14 protein-coding genes and 1 rRNA gene are annotated in these 17,267 nt (G+C 73.5%); 3 read left to right on the forward strand and 12 right to left on the reverse strand.

Going from position 1 to position 17,267, the window contains the following annotated elements; translation table 11 throughout:
- Positions 1 to 75 (reverse strand): 16S ribosomal RNA (locus ACZ45Q_RS07795); the annotation flags it as partial.
- Between the two features lie 835 nt (positions 76 to 910).
- On the opposite strand from ACZ45Q_RS07795, the gene trpS reads away from it, so the two are divergent.
- A complete protein-coding gene (gene trpS, locus ACZ45Q_RS07800) occupies positions 911 to 1,957 on the forward strand; it encodes a tryptophan--tRNA ligase (RefSeq protein ID WP_468256509.1) in 1,047 nt (348 codons plus the stop codon).
- Positions 1,958 to 1,966: 9 nt separating this feature from the next.
- Here trpS and proC read toward each other — a convergent pair whose 3' ends face one another.
- From proC to ACZ45Q_RS07830, 6 genes are all read right to left on the reverse strand, one after another.
- On the reverse strand, positions 1,967 to 2,779 hold the full coding sequence (gene proC, locus ACZ45Q_RS07805) for a pyrroline-5-carboxylate reductase (protein WP_468256512.1): 813 nt from the start codon (positions 2,777 to 2,779) through the stop codon (positions 1,967 to 1,969).
- Between the two features lie 123 nt (positions 2,780 to 2,902).
- On the reverse strand, positions 2,903 to 3,724 hold the full coding sequence (locus ACZ45Q_RS07810; protein ID WP_468256515.1) for an ABC transporter permease: 822 nt from the start codon (positions 3,722 to 3,724) through the stop codon (positions 2,903 to 2,905).
- On the reverse strand, positions 3,721 to 4,548 hold the full coding sequence (locus ACZ45Q_RS07815) for an ABC transporter ATP-binding protein (protein ID WP_468256518.1): 828 nt from the start codon (positions 4,546 to 4,548) through the stop codon (positions 3,721 to 3,723). The genes ACZ45Q_RS07810 and ACZ45Q_RS07815 overlap by 4 nt, the downstream gene beginning before the upstream one ends.
- 32 nt (positions 4,549 to 4,580) lie before the next feature.
- Complete coding sequence (locus ACZ45Q_RS07820; RefSeq protein WP_468256521.1) at positions 4,581 to 5,552, reverse strand: class I SAM-dependent methyltransferase; 972 nt, start codon at positions 5,550 to 5,552, stop codon at positions 4,581 to 4,583.
- A 118-nt stretch (positions 5,553 to 5,670) separates the two neighbouring features.
- Complete coding sequence (locus tag ACZ45Q_RS07825; RefSeq protein WP_468256523.1) at positions 5,671 to 6,195, reverse strand: EamA/RhaT family transporter; 525 nt, start codon at positions 6,193 to 6,195, stop codon at positions 5,671 to 5,673.
- 44 nt (positions 6,196 to 6,239) lie between these two features.
- Complete coding sequence (locus ACZ45Q_RS07830; RefSeq protein WP_468256526.1) at positions 6,240 to 6,563, reverse strand: SH3 domain-containing protein; 324 nt, start codon at positions 6,561 to 6,563, stop codon at positions 6,240 to 6,242.
- A gap of 234 nt (positions 6,564 to 6,797) precedes the next feature.
- Here ACZ45Q_RS07830 and ACZ45Q_RS07835 point away from each other — a divergent pair, with 234 nt between their 5' ends.
- A complete protein-coding gene (locus ACZ45Q_RS07835) occupies positions 6,798 to 9,098 on the forward strand; it encodes a serine/threonine-protein kinase (RefSeq protein WP_468256528.1) in 2,301 nt (766 codons plus the stop codon).
- Between the two features lie 30 nt (positions 9,099 to 9,128).
- Here ACZ45Q_RS07835 and ilvD read toward each other — a convergent pair whose 3' ends face one another.
- The 4 genes from ilvD to ACZ45Q_RS07855 all read right to left on the reverse strand — a co-directional run bounded on the left by ilvD (position 9,129) and on the right by ACZ45Q_RS07855 (position 13,846).
- Positions 9,129 to 10,982, reverse strand: coding sequence for a dihydroxy-acid dehydratase (gene ilvD, locus ACZ45Q_RS07840; RefSeq protein ID WP_468256531.1), 1,854 nt, complete (start codon positions 10,980 to 10,982; stop codon positions 9,129 to 9,131).
- 247 nt (positions 10,983 to 11,229) lie between these two features.
- Positions 11,230 to 11,883: a TetR/AcrR family transcriptional regulator gene (locus ACZ45Q_RS07845; protein ID WP_468256533.1), complete on the reverse strand. Its 654-nt coding sequence runs from the start codon at positions 11,881 to 11,883 to the stop codon at positions 11,230 to 11,232.
- Positions 11,880 to 12,710 carry a sugar phosphate isomerase/epimerase family protein gene (locus tag ACZ45Q_RS07850; RefSeq protein ID WP_468256536.1) on the reverse strand — a complete coding sequence of 277 codons (831 nt, stop codon included), beginning with the start codon at positions 12,708 to 12,710 and terminating at the stop codon, positions 11,880 to 11,882. Before ACZ45Q_RS07850 ends, ACZ45Q_RS07845 begins: the two co-directional genes overlap by 4 nt.
- A 203-nt stretch (positions 12,711 to 12,913) precedes the next feature.
- Positions 12,914 to 13,846, reverse strand: a complete 933-nt coding sequence (locus ACZ45Q_RS07855; protein WP_468256538.1) for a Ppx/GppA family phosphatase — start codon at positions 13,844 to 13,846, stop codon at positions 12,914 to 12,916.
- 301 nt (positions 13,847 to 14,147) lie between these two features.
- Between ACZ45Q_RS07855 and ACZ45Q_RS07860 the strand changes: the two genes are divergently transcribed.
- Complete coding sequence (locus ACZ45Q_RS07860; RefSeq protein WP_468257507.1) at positions 14,148 to 14,960, forward strand: DUF3109 family protein; 813 nt, start codon at positions 14,148 to 14,150, stop codon at positions 14,958 to 14,960.
- A gap of 338 nt (positions 14,961 to 15,298) precedes the next feature.
- On the opposite strand, the gene ACZ45Q_RS07865 is transcribed toward ACZ45Q_RS07860, so the two are convergent.
- Positions 15,299 to 17,074 (reverse strand): BACON domain-containing protein, encoded by a 1,776-nt coding sequence (locus ACZ45Q_RS07865; RefSeq protein WP_468256540.1) that lies wholly within the window; start codon positions 17,072 to 17,074, stop codon positions 15,299 to 15,301.
- Positions 17,075 to 17,267: the final 193 nt, after the last annotated feature.

Raw genomic sequence — 17,267 nt, forward strand, 5'->3', positions numbered from 1 at the left:
GGTTCATCGTTCGACTTGCATGTGTTAAGCACGCCGCCAGCGTTCGTCCTGAGCCAGGATCAAACTCTCCGTGAATGCTTCCCCGTGATCGGGGCCAACACCACGAGAGCGGAACCAAGAGGAGGAATAGTCCCCTCGGTTCACAGCGTCCTCGCTGTGTGTGTTTCAAAGGAACCTCGTCCTCCCGGATGGGAGAGACGGGGTATCAACATATCTGGCGTTGACTTTTGGCACGCTGTTGAGTTCTCAAGGAACGGACGCTTCCTTTGTACTCACCCGAGAGACTCTCTCGCGGCTTTCCTCCGGGCGCTTCCCTTCGGTGTTTCCGACTCTATCAGATCTTTCCGATCCGATTTCCTCGGTGCTTTCCAGGTTTCCGCTCTCGCGGTTTCCTTTCCGGCGGTTCCGACTCTATCAGATCCTTTCGGGCCTGATTCCCTGTCAGCGGGGTTCGTCCTTGCGGCTGTTGGGCCGCTCCGACGGAGTGAGACTTTAGCGGATCCTCGGCTCTCGAGCTAATCGAGGCCGCGTTCTTTCGAACTCGGATTCCTCATTCCGTAAATACGCACACCGGAGACCTGACAACAGGTCTGGTGACGACTGTCGTCGAGGTGGGGTGGTACTTGCGGGATGGTCGTCCGGGGACCGACCGGGGTCGGCGCTCACGTCGGACAACTCGGAGTACCTTACGGATGGGCCCCAGGCGTGTCAAACACGGGGCGGAGGTCCCTCCTCGGGCGTAGGGTGGGCGGCGTGATGACGCGTACGTGTACCCAGCTGTGGTGGGCCGCCTGACGGCGGCCGTACTCACGTATGCAAGCAACGGCCGCCGCTCCGGCGGCCGTTTTCGTATCTCCCTCCAGGAGGGGCGGCCGGCGGGCAGCGGCGGTCCCGACCAGGAGGTGGAGAGATGACGCGGGTCTTCAGCGGGATCAAGCCGACCGGGCATCTGACGCTGGGGAACTATCTCGGGGCCATGCGGCAGTGGGCCACCGTCGACCAGTACCGGTCCGATGCGCTGTTCTGCATCGTCGACCTGCACGCGCTGACCGTCGACCACGATCCGGCGCGGGTGCGGCGGCTGAGCCGGCAGGCGGCGTCGTTGCTGCTGGCGTCGGGGCTGGATCCCGAGCTGTGCACGGTGTTCGTACAGAGCCATGTGGACGAGCACACGCGGCTGTCGTACCTGCTGGAGTGCGTCGCCACCGACGGGGAGATGCGGCGGATGATCCAGTACAAGGAGAAGGCGGCCCGGGAGCGGGTGCGGGGCGGGAGTGTGCGGCTGTCGCTGCTCACGTACCCCGTGCTGATGGCGGCCGACATCCTGGCCTACGGGGCCGACGAGGTGCCGGTCGGGGAGGACCAGGCGCAGCACGTGGAGCTGACGCGGGATCTGGCCGTGCGGTTCAACCAGCGGTACGGGCAGACGTTCGTGGTGCCTCGGGCCACGGTGCCGAAGGTGGCGGCACGGGTGATGAACCTCCAGGACCCGACGTCGAAGATGGGCAAGAGCGACGACAGCGGGCCGGGAATCGTCTATCTGCTGGACGAGCCCGACGTGGTGCGGAAGAAGATCATGCGAGCCGTCACCGACAGCGGGCGGGAGGTCGTCCACGATCCTGAGGGCCGGCCCGGGGTGGCCAATCTGCTGGCCATCCTGGCCGCGTGCACCGGTGGGGCTCCGGAGGAGCTGGCCGCCGGGTACGGCTCGTACGGGGAGCTGAAGCGGGATGTCGCGGAGGCCGTGGTGGAGGTGCTGCGGCCGGTCCGGGAGCGGCACCGGGAGCTGTGTGCGGATCCCGGGCACGTGGAGGACGTGCTGCGACGCGGCGCCGACCGGGCGCGGGAGATGGCACGGCCGACCGTGGACGCAGCCGGGCGGGCGATCGGGTTGCTGCCCTCCGCGCCGGGTCCCGGGCCGGCGCGGGAGGCGGTGGTGGTGGACGCGGCCGGGTAGCCGGTCAGGTCAGTCCTTGGAGCCGGAGGCGAGTTCGCGGCTGCGGTCGCGGGCCGCTTCCAGGGCTGCGATGAGGGCGGCGCGTACGCCGTGGTTCTCCAGTTCGCGGATGGCGTTGATGGTGGTGCCGGCCGGTGAGGTGACGTTCTCGCGGAGCTTGACCGGGTGTTCGCCGCTGTCGCGGAGCATCACCGCCGCGCCGATGGCGGACTGGACGATCAGGTCGTGGGCCTTGTCGCGGGGCAGGCCGAGCAGGATGCCGGCGTCGGTCATGGCTTCGACCAGGAAGAAGAAGTACGCCGGGCCGGAGCCGGAGAGGGCCGTGCAGGCGTCCTGCTGGGACTCGGGGACGCGGAGCGTCTTGCCGACGGCGCCGAAGATCTCCTCTGCGTGGGTGAGGTGCTCGGCGGTGGCGTGGGTGCCGGCGGAGATGACGGACATGGCCTCGTCGACGAGGGCGGGGGTGTTCGTCATGACGCGGACGACCGGGGTGCCGGGGGCGAGGCGTTCCTCGAAGTAGGAGGTGGGGATGCCCGCCGCGCCGCTGACGACCAGGCGGTCGGTGGGGACGTGCGGGGCGAGTTCGTCGAGGAGGGTGCCCATGTCCTGCGGCTTGACCGTGAGGATCAGGGTGTCGGCGGTCTTGGCGGCCTCGGCGTTGGTGACCGGGGTGACGCCGTAGCGGGTGCGGAGTTCGTCGGCGCGTTCCTGGCGGCGGGCGGTGACCAGGAGGTCGGCCGGGGCCCAGCCGGCGCGGATCATTCCGCTGAGCAGGGCTTCGCCGATCTTGCCGGTGCCGAGGACTGCGACTTTCTGGGTCATGGCTTTCCGTGCCCTCCTGGGGTGGCCTCCGGGGGTGCGTCGTCCGTCGTCATCCTCGCATTTCCGGAGGTGGGTGGGGGGTGGTGTCCGGTGGGCGGGATGGGAGGAGGGGGCGGGGAGCGGTCATGTCGTGCGGCGGCGGAGGGTTGCCGCGCCGAGGGTGAGGACCAGCAGTGCGCAGCCGGCGACGATCAGGATGTCGCGTACGAAGGCGGCGGTCATGTCGGTGTGGTGCAGGACCTCGTTCATGCCGTCGACGGCGTAGGACATGGGCAGGACGTTCGAGATCGACTCCAGGACCGGGTGCATGGTGTCGCGCGCCGTGAAGAGGCCGCAGAGGAGGAGCTGCGGGAAGATCACCGCCGGCATGAACTGCACCGCCTGGAACTCCGAGGCGGCGAAGGCGGAGACGAAGAGGCCGAGGGCCGTGCCGAGGAGGGCGTCCAGGAGCGCCACCAGGAGCAGGAGCCAGGGGCTGCCGGTGACGTCGAGACCCAGGAGCCACAGGGCCAGGCCGGTGGCCAGGGCCGACTGGATGATCGCCAGGGCGCCGAAGGCCAGGGCGTAGCCCCCGATCAGGTCGCCCTTGCCCAGGGGCAGGGACAGGAGGCGTTCCAGGGTGCCCGAGGTGCGTTCGCGCAGGGTGGCGATCGAGGTGACCAGGAACATCGTGATCAGCGGGAAGATGCCGAGGAGTGAGGCGCCGATGTTGTCGAAGGTGCGTGGGCTGCCGTCGAAGACGTAGCGCAGCAGGAGCAGCATCAGGCAGGGGATGAGGAGCAGGAGCGCGATCGTGCGGGGGTCGTGGGCCAGCTGGCGCAGGACTCGGATCGCGGTCGCGGTGGTGCGGGAGAGGGACAGGGGGCGGGGTGGGGTGGGAGCGGGGGCGGGGTGGTGAGGGGCGGTCGGGGGGTTCGGGTCGGGGGTCGGGCGGGGTGTGGTCATCGGGTGTGCTCCTTGCCTCGGGTCGCCGCCTTCGCCTCGTCGACCAGGTGCAGGAAGGCCGACTCGACGGTGTCGGAGCCGGTACGGGTGCGGAGGGCGTCCGGGGTGTCGTCGGCGAGGACCTCGCCCTCGCGCATGAGGAGGAGGCGGTCGCAGCGCTCGGCCTCGTCCATGACGTGGGAGGAGACGAGGAGGGTGGCGCCGCGGTCGGCGGCGATGTCGTGGAAGAGGGCCCACAGGTCCCGGCGCAGGACGGGGTCGAGGCCGACCGTCGGTTCGTCGAGGACGAGGAGTTCCGGGGTGCCGAGCAGGGCCACGGCCAGCGAGACGCGGCTGCGCTGGCCGCCGGAGAGGGTGCCGGCCAGGGCGTCGGCGTGGGTGGTGAGGTCGACGTCGGCGATGGCGCGGGTGACGTCGGCGTGACGCCGGTCGGCCTGGGCGCGGCCGGGGGCGAGTATCGCGGCGAAGTAGTCGAGGTTCTGGCGGACGGTCAGGTCGTCGTAGACGGACGGGGCCTGGGTGACGTAGCCGATGCGGGTGCGCAGGGCGGGGTCGCCGGCCGGGTGGCCGAGGACCTGGAGGGTGCCGGTGACCTTCGCCTGGGTGCCGACGATGGCGCGCATCAGCGTGGACTTGCCGCAGCCGGAGGGGCCGAGGAGGCCGGTGATGCGGCCCCGGGGGACGGTGAAGTCGAGGGCGCGCAGGACGGTGCGGGAGCCGCGGACGACGGTGAGCTGTTCGGCTCGGACGGCGGGGGTCGGCGGAGGTGTGCCGCGGGTGGGTGGGCCCGGGGCCCCGGGAGGGTCGCTGACGTTATTCATCATGTGATGAATAATCCTCCCGGGGGTGCGCGGCGTCAAGCGGCGGGGGCTCCGTTCCCGGGATCGACGGCCAGGAGGAGCACGACGTCGTAGGTCTCCTCCACGACGCCGTCCGGGAAGGCGTCCAGGAGGCGGTCCCGCTCCTCGGCGAGGAAGGCGGCGCCGTGCCGTTCTCCGTGGACGAGGAAGATCGAGTGACTGCCGATGTTGGCCAGGTGGGTGTCGACCGGGACGCGGCGGCTCCAGCGCACCTCGCGGCGCGTGAACGCGAGGCGGCCCGTGGGGTCGGCGACGCGGGGCCCCAGCTCCTGTTGCTCGGCGGAGACGTGCCGGCCGAAGTGGCGTGCGGCACGCTCGGCCTGCGCGGCGATCCACGGCACGTCGAGGGCGTCGGTGTTCCACCAGAGCGCCAGCGCCCCGCCCGGGCGCAGGACGCGCAGGGCCTCCGGCACGGAGCGGGCGGGGTCGGTCCAGTGCCAGGCCTGGGCGTAGGTGAGGAGGTCGACGGACGCGTCCGCGAGGGGCAGGGCGTCGCCGGTGCCGCGGACGATGGGCACGTCGGGGAGGGCGCGGCGGAACTCGGCCGCCATGCCGTCGCCGGGCTCCACGGCGATCACGTCGGCGCCGCGGGCGTGCAGGAGGGCCGTGGCGATGCCGGTGCCGGCGCCGATGTCCGCGACGCGGGCGCCGGAGAGGGGGCGGCCGGCGAGTTCTTCGATCGCGTCCAGGAGGGCGGGTGGGTAGGAGGGGCGGTTGGCGGCGTACTGGGCCGCGGCGGTGTTGAAGCAGCGGGCTCGGGCGGAGTGGGTGGGGGTGGGTGCGGGCCTGGTGGTGGGGGCGGGCGCGGACTCGGCGGTTGGGCCGGGGGTGGGGGCCGGCGCGGTTGCCGGTCCGGTGGTGGGCGCCGTCGCGGACCCCGGGGTGGGCGCGGGAGTGGGCTCAGGGGTGGGCGCTGGCGTGGGCGTGGAGGGTGACGTGGACGCGGGTGTGCCCGATGGTGTCGTCATACGGCCATGGTGGCCGGGGGTGAGGGCGGAGGCGGGGGGTTTTCGGCGGGTGCGGCCGGGGTGGGGTGGGCCCCGGGCCGGCAGGGTGCCGCCGGCGCGGTGGGGCGGGGCGGTGGGGTCAGCGGCGGCGCTTCTTGGGGTTGCCCGAGCGGCGGGCCGTGCGCTTCGCGTGCTGGGCGCGGGCCTCCTCGTACTCGGTGCGGTGCAGCTTCTCGCCCGGTGCCTCGACGAGGGAGCGGAAGAAGTACGCGGCCAGGGAGCCGACGAAGCCGATGGCCAGCAGGCCGCGCAGGGACGCCTGGCGGTCGGGGTCGGGGCGGGTGGTGAAGCCGGCCCAGGTGTGGCGGAACGCCAGCGCGCTGCACACCGCGAACATCACGACCATCAGGAGGGTGACGAAACCGCCGACCTCGGCGATCCGCAGGCCCTGGTAGGCGATGCGCAGGACCACGCAGGCGGCGACCGCCGCGGCGAGCGAGCCGACGCAGACGGCGACGCGGCGGGCCGCGTAGCCGCCGTCGTGGTCCACCCAGGTCGTACCGAAGAAGCGGATCGCCTCCGGGCGCGGTCCGGGGGCCGGCGTGGAGCCCGCGGGGGTGTCGGGGGTGCCGTTGGTTCCCTTGGTGCCGTTCTCTGCGCTCACGCGTCGATTATGGCTCCGGCGCCCCCGCGGGCCGCGTGCGGGAGCTACGAGCAGCGGTGGGTGACGTAGCCGTCGCTGCCCGTGCGGACGTAGGCGTCCGAGACGTACTGGCCGCTGCCGATGTTGTCCCAGATGCTCGACGTGCCGTAGGGGCCGGTGACCCGGGTGCCGGGTGTCTGGCAGTAGATCGCCACCTGGGCACCCTCGGGCAGCACGCGGACCACGGAATAGCCGGTGCCGGGGCCGCTGCGGACGTTCAGCCGGACTCCGGGCGCGACGGAGTAATAGCGCACGGCCGCGGTCGCCGCCGTGGTCACCGCCTCCCGCTCGTCCCCGCCCTCGACTTCCGCGACGTTCTCCACGGACATGGTCGGACCTCCCCCGTTCGCCCCGTGGCCAGGACCGCCACGGGGTCATGTCGATTTCCCCTCCAACACGCCAGACACGCAGACACGCCGGAGACACCGGGGACGCCGGAGAGCACCGGGGAACATCTGTGCGTGACGCGCACTCGGAGGCTAGCAAGCCGTCTCCGTCTCGTACGGACCATCGACTAGGCTCCGTGCGTCGCGCGCGCGAACGAACAGCACGGGGGTGGTTCCATGGCGCCACAGCGGATCGCCGGAGCGAGCGCGGAACCGGAACGTCCGGAAGAGCTTCCGGAATACGCCGGTCACTACCGGCTGGAGTCCTGTCTCGGGTCCGGCGGCATGGGTGTGGTGCATCTGGCCCGCAGCACCTCCGGGTTGCAGCTCGCGGTGAAGGTCGTGCACGCCGAGTTCGCCAAGGACCCTGAGTTCCGGGGGCGGTTCCGGCAGGAGGTGGCCGCGGTCCGCAGGGTGAGCGGTGCCTTCACCGCGCCTGTCGTCGACGCCGATCCGGAGGCTGAACGGCCGTGGATGGCGACCCTGTTCATTCCCGGGCCGACCCTCGCGGAACGGGTGAAGCGGAACGGCCCGTTGGCGCCCGGCCAGTTGCGTCGGCTGATGGCCGGGCTCGCCGAGGCGCTGCGGGACATCCACCGGGTCGGGGTCGTGCACCGGGACCTGAAACCGAGCAACGTGCTGCTCGCCGAGGACGGGCCGAAGGTCATCGACTTCGGCATCTCCCGGCCGGCCGACAGCGAACTGCGCACCGAGACCGGGAAGCTGATCGGCACGCCGCCGTTCATGGCGCCCGAGCAGTTCCGGCGGCCCCGGGAGGTCGGTCCCGCGGCCGATGTGTTCGCGCTCGGTTCGGTGCTGGTGCACGCGGCGCGCGGGCGGGGGCCGTTCGACTCCGACAGCCCCTACGTCGTCGCCTACCAGGTGGTGCACGACGAGCCCGATCTGACGGGCCTGCCGGAGGAGCTGACCCCGTTGGTCCGGCGGTGCCTCGCCAAGGAACCGGAGGAGCGTCCGACGCCGGACGAGCTGATGCGGGAGCTGCGGTCGGTGGCGGCCTCGTACGACACCCAGGCGTTCGTACCGGCGCAGTGGGCCGCGGAGCTGGAGGTCTCCGAGACGCGCGAGCCGCGAGCGCGGGGGTCCCGTGCGGACGACGCGCGTGAGGAGGAGGCGCGTGAGGAGGAGCCCCGTGCGGAGGAGGCGCGAGCCGAGGAGCCCCGCGCGGGGGCGCAGGGGTCCGGCGTGTGGCAAGCCCGTGCGCGGGCCCAGGAGCCCCGTGCGGAGGAGTCCGAGCCGCCCCGCGCCGCCCCCGCGGGCCCCTCTGCGCCCCCGCCGCCGTCGTCCCGGCGCAGGCGTCCCCGGAAGTGGGCCGTGCTCGGGGCCGGAGCGCTTCTGGTGGCCGGGGCCGCCGTGCTGGTTCCGGTGCTGTCGAGTGGCGGCGGGGCGCCGCCAGGGGCCGGGGACCACCAGGCCGTGGCCGCGCGGTTCAGCGCCTGGGAGGCCGGGCCGGTGCGCGGCGGACAGGGCGTACCGCAGTGCGCGTACGGGGCGGACACGCTGGTCTGTGCCCGGACCGGGCTGGTCTTCGCCCTCGATCCGGCCAGGGGCCGCCCTCTGTGGCAGCACTCCGTCGAGTCCCAGCTGCGCAACGCGCCGCCGGTCGTGTCGGCGGGACTGGTGCAGCCCGTCCTGGACCACGGCAGGGGTCTGGAGGCGCTCGACCCGGCATCGGGCGACCCGCGCTGGCAGCGGGAGGGGCTCGCCTACCGCAGGGTGACCGCGGCCGGCGGGACGCTGCTGCTGACCCGGGCCGACGGGACGGTCTCCGGGGTCGACGCCTCCTCCGGGGACGTCGTGTGGAACCGGCGCTTCCAGGGGCAGCCGAGTCCGTACTTCCACTGGTTCGGCGGCGAGCCGGCGGCGTACGCGACGACGGTGTCCGGCGACGGGTCGCGCACGCGGATCACCGCGGTGGACCCGGCCACGGGCGACGTCCGGTGGGCCACCGAGCTGTCGGGCACGCTGAAGCTGCTGGGCGCGGCGGACGGCTCCGTGTACTTCGCCGAAGAGGACACCGTGTACGGGCGGGCGACGGCCGTGGTGCGCCACACGCCGCGGACCGGTGCCGTGCGCCGGGTGAGGCTGCCGGTGCCGGTCGACGCCGCTCAGGGCACGGTGCGCGGCTCCGACGTGTACCTCATGGGCGGCGGCGGTTCCCTGGTGGCCGTGGACATGGCGGCGGGCCGGCAGCGCTGGCGGCTGGAGACCGGGATGGCCCGGGGGTCGGCACCCGCCGCCGACGGCCGGCACGTCTACGTCACCGGGCCCGACGGGCGGCTCCTCGGCGTGGACGCCGGTGACGGGCGGCTGCTCGGGCAGACGCCGCCCCGGCTCGGTGCCGGGGACACGGTGCCCGCCGCGCTGCCCGCGCCCGTGACCGCCGGCGGCCGGGTCTACGCCGGCGCCCCCGACGGCACGGTCTTCGCGGTGGACGGCCGGAACCCGGCGGCCTGGTAGGGCGCCGGGTTCCGCGGGGGCGGGGGCGGGTCAGCCGAGCCGGGTGATGTCCCGGACGGCGCCCTTGTCCGCGCTGGTCGCCATCGCGGCGTAGGCGCGCAGGGCGGCCGAGACCTTGCGGTCGCGGTTCTTGGGGGCGTACCGGCCGTTCAGGGCCTGCTCGCGGCGGGCCAGCTCGGCGTCGTCGACCAGGAGCTCGATGGAGCGGTTGGGGATGTCGATACGGATGCGGTCGCCGTCCTCGACGAGGGCGATGGTGCCGCCCGCGGCCGCCTCGGGCGAGGCGTGGCCGATGGACAGGCCCGAGGTGCCGCCGGAGAAGCGGCCGTCGGTGACCAGCGCACAGGTCTTGCCCAGGCCGCGGCCCTTCAGGTACGAGGTCGGGTAGAGCATCTCCTGCATGCCGGGGCCGCCCTTGGGGCCCTCGTAGCGGATCACGACGACGTCCCCGTCCTTGACCTGCTGGGTGAGGATCTTCTGCACGGCCTCCTCCTGCGACTCGCAGACGACCGCCGGGCCCTCGAAGGTCCAGATGGACTCGTCGACGCCGGCCGTCTTCACGACGCAGCCGTCCACGGCCAGGTTGCCCTTGAGGACCGCGAGGCCGCCGTCCTTGGAGTAGGCGTGCTCGACGGAGCGGATGCAGCCGCCCTCGGCGTCCTCGTCCAGGGCCTCCCAGCGCTCGGACTGGGAGAAGGCCTCGGCGGAGCGGACGCAGCCGGGGGCCGCGTGCCACAGCTCGACGGCCTCGGCGGACGGGGAGCCGCCGCGCACGTCCCAGGTCTTCAGCCAGTCGGCGAGGGAGGGGCTGTGGACGGAGTGCACGTCCTCGTTGAGCAGGCCCGCGCGGTGCAGCTCGCCGAGCAGGGCGGGGATGCCGCCGGCGCGGTGCACGTCCTCCATGTAGTACGTGCGGTCCTTGGCCACGTTCGGGGCGACCTTGGCCAGGCACGGCACCCTGCGGGAGACCTCGTTGATCTCCTCCAGGCCGAAGGGGACGCCCGCCTCCTGGGCGGCGGCCAGCAGGTGCAGGATCGTGTTGGTGGAACCGCCCATGGCGATGTCGAGGGCCATGGCGTTCTCGAAGGCGGCGAAGGACGCCACGCTGCGCGGCAGGACCGACTCGTCGTCCTGCTCGTAGTAGCGGTGGGTGATGTCCATGACCGTCTTGGCCGCGTTCACGTACAGCTGTTTGCGGGCCGTGTGCGTGGCGAGGACCGAGCCGTTGCCCGGCAGGGACAGGCCGATGGCCTCGGTCAGGCAGTTCATCGAGTTGGCGGTGAACATGCCGGAACAGGAGCCGCAGGTCGGGCAGGCGTTCTCCTCGATGCGGAGGATGTCCTCGTCCGAGATCTTGTCGTTCACGGCGTCGGAGATCGCGTCGACCAGGTCGAGCGTGCGGACCGTGCCGTCGACGAGGGTGGCGCGGCCGGACTCCATGGGCCCGCCGGAGACGAACACCGTGGGGATGTTCAGCCGCAGGGCCGCGTTGAGCATGCCCGGGGTGATCTTGTCGCAGTTGGAGATGCAGATCAGGGCGTCGGCGCGGTGGGCCTCGACCATGTACTCCACGCTGTCCGCGATCAGGTCGCGGGAGGGGAGGCTGTACAGCATGCCGCCGTGGCCCATCGCGATGCCGTCGTCCACGGCGATCGTGTTGAACTCGCGCGGGATGCCGCCGGCCTCCTTGACGGCCTCGCTGACGATCCGGCCGACCGGCGCCAGGTGCGTGTGGCCGGGGACGAACTCCGTGAAGCTGTTGGCGACGGCGATGATGGGCTTCCGGCCGATGTCCGCGCCCGGTACACCGGAGGCACGCATAAGGGCGCGGGCGCCCGCCATGTTGCGGCCGTGGGTGACTGTGCGGGACCTCAGCTCGGGCATCGTCGCTCGCTCCTTCGGGGTTTCCGCCGGTGTCGCGGAGAGCACCGGCAGCGTTCTGACTGTCATCGAGCGTACGCCGGTCATCCAGGGGTCGGGACACGGTGTCCGGATTACGGGACGGATGTCTCGGGGCGGGCACGCACGCGCGTACGGCACGGGCGCGCGCGTGCAGCGTCGTGCAGCGTACGGAGGGCCTACGCGCGCGTGCAGCGTACGGAGGGCCTACGCGCGCGCTGACCCGCGCAGGTCAGCGGCCGGTGAGGTGTCCCTGCACCACCGGCGCGAGCCGCGCGATGATCTGCTCGGGGTCCGCCGAGGCCAGCGGCTCGACCTTGACGACGTGGCGCAGCATCGCCGTGCCGACCAGCTGGGCCGCCGCCAGCTCGGCGCGCAGTTCCGCGTCCGGCAGGTCGAGCTGGGAGGCGATGCGGTGCAGCAGCTGGGTGGCGACCAGGCGGCGGAAGACCGCGGCGGCGGTCTCGTTGTTGACGGCGGAGCGGACGATCGCCAGCAGCGGCGCACGGGTGGTGGGGTTCTCCCAGACACCGAAGACGAAGCGGGTGAGCCGCTCGCCGACGCCGTCGAGCGGGCCCTCGGCGACGGCCTCGGGGGCGTGGAGGGCGGGCGCGAACGCGACCTCGATGGACGCTTCGAAGACCTGTTCCTTGGTGCCGAAGTAGTGGTGGACCAGCGCGGGGTCGACGCCGGCCGCCTTGGCGATGCCGCGTACCGACGTCTTGTCGTACCCGCGTTCGGAGAACTCGGCGCGGGCGGCGGTGAGGATGCGGTCGCGGGTGCCGGCGGACTCCGTGCGCGGAGGGCGGCCCCGGCGGCGGGCCGGCTGTCCGGGGGCGGCCCCGGCGCTCCCGCTCACGTCCGGGCCCCCCGGCGCGTCGCTCATCGTCGCGGCACGCCGGCGGCGCCGGCCAGGTGCAGGCGGGTGAAGGCCAGGGCCTCGGCGAGATCGGCCTCGCGCTCGGCGCCGGACATCGCGCGCCGGGTGTTGACCTCGATGACGACGTGCCCGTCGAAGCCGATGTGGGCCAGGCGCTCCAGCACCGCGGCGCAGGGCTGCGTGCCGCGGCCGGGGACGAGGTGCTCGTCCTTGGCGGAGCCGCGGCCGTCGGCGAGGTGGATGTGGCCGAGCCGGTCGCCCATGCGGTCGAGCATCTCCAGCGCGTCGGTGCGGGCCGTCGCGGTGTGGCTGAGGTCGATCGTGAAGTGCCGGTAGTCGTCGTTGGTGACGTCCCAGTCGGGGGCGTAGGCGAGCATCTCGCGGTCGCGGTAGCGCCACGGGTACATGTTCTCGACGGCGAACCGCACATCCGTCTCGTTCGCCATCCGCCAGATGCCGTCCACGAAGTCGCGGGCGTACTGGCGCTGCCAGCGGAAGGGCGGATGGACGACGACGGTGCTCGCGCCGAGCTTGTCGGCGGCGGCCTGGGCGCGCTGGAGCTTGGTCCAGGGGTCGGTGGACCACACCCGCTGGGTGATCAGCAGGCAGGGGGCGTGGACGGCCAGGATCGGCATGTGGTGGTAGTCGCTGAGCCGGCGCAGCGCGTCGATGTCCTGGCTGACCGGATCGGTCCACACCATGACCTCTACGCCGTCGTAGCCCAGGCGCGCGGCGATCTCGAAGGCCGTCGCCGTGGACTCCGGGTAGACGGAGGCCGTCGACAGGGCGACCTTCGCATCCGGGATGCGGACCACGTCCCTCGCTTCTGCCACGGGGGACAGGTTACGGGGTGGGGTCGGGTGGGCGCGGGGTGCCTCTTCGCCGTTGTGGTCTTTGCCATAGGCCGTTGTGGTCTTCCCGCCGTGGGTCGCCGTGGGCCGCCGTGGTCTCGCCGTAGGCCGTTGTGGTCTTCGCCATGGGCGAGGGCGGGTGGCGGGTGGCCCGCCGCGCGGGTCCCCGAGGCCCTTCCCGGGTGCTACCCCTGCCCCATGTGGTCCAGGCGGCGCAGGATGACGCCCTCCCTGAGCGCCCACGGGCAGATCTCCAGCGTCTCCACGTCGAACAGGTCCATCGCGCCCTCGGCCACCAGCGCCCCGGCGAGCAGCTGCCCGGCCCGGCCCTCGGAGACCCCGGGCAGCTCGGCGCGCTGTGCCGCCGTCATCCCGGCCAGCCGGGGGACCCACGCCTCCAGGGAGGCCCGCTTCAGCTCGCGCTGCACGTAGAGGCCCTCCGCGGAGCGGGCGGCGCCGGCGATGCGGGCGAGCTGCTTGAAGGTCTTGGAGGTGGCCACGACGTGGTCGGGGGCGCCGAGGCGGGTGAACTCGCCCACCGTACGGGCGATCTCGGCGCGGACGTGCCGGCGCAGCGCGCGGACGTCGTCGGGGCGGGGCGGGTCGTCGGGGAGCCGCTGGGCGGTCAGGCGACCGGCGCCGAGCGGGAGGGAGACGGCGGCGTCCGGCTCCTCGTCGATGCCGTAGGCGATCTCCAGGGAGCCGCCGCCGATGTCGAGGACCAGCAGCCGGCCCGCCGACCAGCCGAACCAGCGTCGCGCGGCGAGGAAGGTCAGCCGGGCCTCCTCCGCCCCGCTGAGGACCGTCAGCTCGACCCCGGTCTCGCTGCGCACGCGCGCGAGGACGTCGTCGGCGTTGCGGGCCTCCCGCACGGCCGAGGTGGCGAACGGCAGCAGGTCCTCGACGCCCTTGTCCTCGGCGGCCTGGAGGGCGTCGTGGACGACCGCGATCAGCCGGTCGACGCCGTCGGGGCCGATGCCGCCGTCCTCGTCGAGGAGCTGGGCCAGGCGCAGGTCGGCCTTGTGCGAGTGTGCGGGCAGCGGGCGCGCGCCGGGGTGCGCGTCCACCACCAGCAGATGCACCGTGTTCGAACCCACGTCGAGGACACCGAGTCTCATGTACGGAACGCTACTGCCGACGGGGCCGTGCGCCGCCCCCGGAGTGGGTGCGAGGTGCCGGTGGGGATGGTGTAAGGACCGGTGTCCGGCGACTTACCCTGGACGGGTGCCAAAGACGAAAAAGGCGAAGGACGGCAAGTCTGACAAGACTGCCAAGTCGGCCGAGTCGACCACAAAGGAAAAGAAGGACAAGAAGCGCAAGAGTGGTAGGAACGAAGGTTCCTCTCCGGTGAGCGCGACGGGTTCGGTGGACTCGGCGGGTTCGGCGGGCTCGGCGAGCTCGGTGGGCGAGAGCGGCTCGATGGGGTCGGGCGGCTCGGCGGGGCCGGGATCGGCAGGCGACGGGACGCGGGACGAGAAGGGTCTCGACTTCGCGCGCGCGTGGGTGGAGTTTCCGGACCCGGCGGACGACGAGCAGGTCTTCCGCTGTGATCTGACCTGGCTCACCTCCCGCTGGAGCTGCATCTTCGGCAGCGGCTGCCAGGGCATCCAGGCGGGCCGCGCGGACGACGGGTGCTGCACGCTGGGCGCCCACTTCTCCGACGAGGACGACGAGCGGCGGGTGGCCGATCACGTGGCCCGGCTCACGCCGGACATCTGGCAGAACCACGCCGAGGGCACGCGGAACGGCTGGGTCTCCGAGGACGACGAGGGCTCCCGGCAGACCCGCCCGTACCAGGGCTCGTGCATCTTCCAGAACCGGCCGGGCTTCTCCGGCGGCGCGGGCTGCTCGCTGCACATCCTGGCCCTGAAGGAGGGCCGCGAGCCGCTGGAGACCAAGCCGGACGTGTGCTGGCAGCTGCCGATCCGGCGGACGTACGAGTGGATCGACCGGCCGGACGACACGCGCGTGCTCCAGGTATCGATCGGTGAGTACGACCGCCGCGGCTGGGGTCCGGGCGGCCACGACCTGCACTGGTGGTGCACGTCGGCGACGTCGGCGCACGGCGCCGGCGACCCGGTGTACGTCTCCTACCGGGCTGAGCTGACCGAGCTGATGGGCAAGGCCGGCTACGACCGGCTGGTCGAGCTGTGCGAGGAGCGGCTGGCCTCCCGGCTTCCGCTGCTGGCGCCGCACCCGGCCGACCCGGTGGACGAGGACGCGCGGGCCTAGGCCGGCGCACGGGTCCGGACGCCGACGGGCGAGCCGGGTCCGCCGGGCCGGGTCCGCCGGGCCGGTCCAGGTCTCGGCGGGCGAGCCGAGGCCGTTCGGCCGGTCCGGGCGTCGACGGACGGCCAGGCCCATACGGGCGGCCAGGTCCCATACGGGCGGCCGGGCCCGGGCGCGTCGACGGGCGGTCTCGGGACGCCGGGCGGGCCCCATGGCACCAAGCGGTCCCGCGGCGCCGGGCAGTCCCGCGGCGCCGATCGGTCCCGCGGCGCCGGGCAGTCCCACGGCACCAGGCAGTCCCCGGCGCCGGGCATTCCGGGCGTCCCGCGGCGCCGACCGGGCTACGACGTGGACGGGCTCGGGTCGCCGCTGTCGCTGGGCGGCGGTGTGGAGCCGCCCGTGCCGGTCGGGGCCGGCTCGGTGGGCGTGGGGTCCGTCGGCGGCGGGGACGTGGGCGTCCGGCTCGGGGTCGGGTCGGGAGGTGTCGAGACCGAGGGCGTCGGGTCCGGGTCGGACGGGGCCGGCGTGCCCGGACCGCCCGGGTGGCCCGGGGTGCTGGGGCGCGGCTGCGGCGGGCTCGGCGCGGTGCCGTAGCCCTCGATGGTGACGACCGCGCCGACGGGCGAGACGGCCACCCGCGCCGTCCAGTGGCCGGACGGTTCGCGCAGATGGTCCACGTACACCTTGATCGTCAGTGTCTCGCCGGGGCGGAGGGTCCCCGACGACCGGCTCAGATAGAGCCAGCCGGCGCCGGTGGACGCGGACCAGCGCACCGCGGACCGGCCGCTCGCGGCGAGGGTGATCAGCGTGGTGTCGCCGCTGTGCCCGGCGGTCACCTCCAGGTGCCCGGCACCCTTGCCGGCCCCCGAGACGCTGTGGACCTCGACCGAGACGTCCGCCTCGCCGTTCTTGCCGAAGCCGGTGCCGGGCGCGGTGGTGGCGTTGCCGGTGTTCTCGTAGCCGCCCACGGCCTCGCCGTCCGGGCCGTCGGGGCCGTGCGCCTCGCTGGCGCTGGCCGCGCGGCCGTCCTCCGCCTCCCCCACCGGCGTGCCCCGGTGGGCCGCCCACAGGGCGAGCACGGGGGCGGCGACGACGGTGGCGACGACGGTCGTGGTGACGGCACGCGCGCGCAGGCGGTCGCGCCGGGCCGCGCGGTCCTTGGGGTCCATCGGGAAGCCCCGCCGGTCGAAGCGGGGGGCGGCGACCCGCGCGCGCGGCAGGTGGGCCATGGCGACGTGCAGGGCCGCGCGGGGCGCCGGGAGGACCGGCAGCTCGGCGGGCGTGACGCTGGTGCCGGGCCAGCGGCCGGGGATGGCGCGCTCGGCGGTGCGGCGGCAGCGCGGGCAGTCGTCGACGTGCCGGACCAGCTCGCGGCGCAGGGCGGCGCTCAGCACCAGCTGGTCGTCGCCGGTGAGACGGGCCACACCCGGGCAGCCGCCGATCTCCACGACGGCGAGGGCGGCGCGGGTGCGTTCGACCTCGCAGGCGGCGGAGGCGAGCAGTTCACGGGCGGCGGCCGGGTCCATGCCGAGGACGGCGGCGACCTCGTGGGCGGACAGGTGATGGCGCACGGCGAGTTCCAGGGCCTCGCGCTGCTCCGGGCTGGTGCCGGCGGCCTCCGGCCAGGCCAGCAGGGCCAGTTCCCGGCGGCGCTGCTCCTGGACCTCGGCGGGGACGGGCGCGGGTGCGCCGGGGCCCGCGGGGGCACCGCCCGGGCCCGGCGCGGCGGCGCCCGCGGGGGCGGTGCGGGCCGTGCCGGTGGCCGTGGCGCGGCCCGCCGCATGGCTGCCCGGACGTTTCTGCTTGGCCTCGGTCAGCTTGCGCAGGCACGCCCAGCGGGCCAGCGCGTAGAGCCAGGCCCTGCGGTCGCCCGGCGCGTCGGGGCGGCGGTTGCCGCGGCGTTCGGCGAGGGCGAGGACGTCGCCCAGGGCGGCGGTCGCCGCGTCGTGGTCGCACAGCACGGAGAGGCAGTAGGTGAACAGGCCGTCCAGATAGGGCTCGTAGCGGGCGGACGGCCGGTGCGCCACCGCGCGCGCCGCAGCGCGGTCACGCGCTTCCCTGTGCGCCCGGTGTGCGCCGGTCGTGCGGGTCGTGGTCTGCGGACTGCTGCTCATCACCCGGTGACCGTAGGGGGATATGGGTGGCGCGAACTGGCGCGATAGCCACTTTTAATCCGTACGGGTGAAACGATCCCTCAATAGGGGACAGGAACGCTTTGTTCCGCGGCGCGTCGGGTGCGGCGGATGGCCGGTAGCGGATGGCGGATGGCCGGTAGCGGCTACTGGGGGGCCGCCCCGGCAGCGGCTGCCC

Source organism: Streptomyces sp. NPDC031049, assembly GCF_055571015.1.

Excerpts from the sequence above, each read along its gene's own strand:
- proC (WP_468256512.1), bottom strand. The coding sequence starts at position 2,779 with ATGACCCAGAAAGTCGCAGTCCTCGGCACCGGCAAGATCGGCGAAGCC.
- ACZ45Q_RS07855 (WP_468256538.1), bottom strand. The coding sequence starts at position 13,846 with ATGAGACTCGGTGTCCTCGACGTGGGTTCGAACACGGTGCATCTGCTG.
- ACZ45Q_RS07810 (WP_468256515.1), bottom strand. The coding sequence starts at position 3,724 with ATGACCACACCCCGCCCGACCCCCGACCCGAACCCCCCGACCGCCCCT.
- trpS (WP_468256509.1), top strand. The coding sequence starts at position 911 with ATGACGCGGGTCTTCAGCGGGATCAAGCCGACCGGGCATCTGACGCTG.
- ACZ45Q_RS07860 (WP_468257507.1), top strand. The coding sequence starts at position 14,148 with ATGGGGTCGGGCGGCTCGGCGGGGCCGGGATCGGCAGGCGACGGGACG.
- ACZ45Q_RS07830 (WP_468256526.1), bottom strand. The coding sequence starts at position 6,563 with ATGTCCGTGGAGAACGTCGCGGAAGTCGAGGGCGGGGACGAGCGGGAG.
- ACZ45Q_RS07845 (WP_468256533.1), bottom strand. The coding sequence starts at position 11,883 with ATGAGCGACGCGCCGGGGGGCCCGGACGTGAGCGGGAGCGCCGGGGCC.
- ilvD (WP_468256531.1), bottom strand. The coding sequence starts at position 10,982 with ATGCCCGAGCTGAGGTCCCGCACAGTCACCCACGGCCGCAACATGGCG.
- ACZ45Q_RS07820 (WP_468256521.1), bottom strand. The coding sequence starts at position 5,552 with ATGACGACACCATCGGGCACACCCGCGTCCACGTCACCCTCCACGCCC.
- ACZ45Q_RS07815 (WP_468256518.1), bottom strand. The coding sequence starts at position 4,548 with ATGATGAATAACGTCAGCGACCCTCCCGGGGCCCCGGGCCCACCCACC.
- ACZ45Q_RS07835 (WP_468256528.1), top strand. The coding sequence starts at position 6,798 with ATGGCGCCACAGCGGATCGCCGGAGCGAGCGCGGAACCGGAACGTCCG.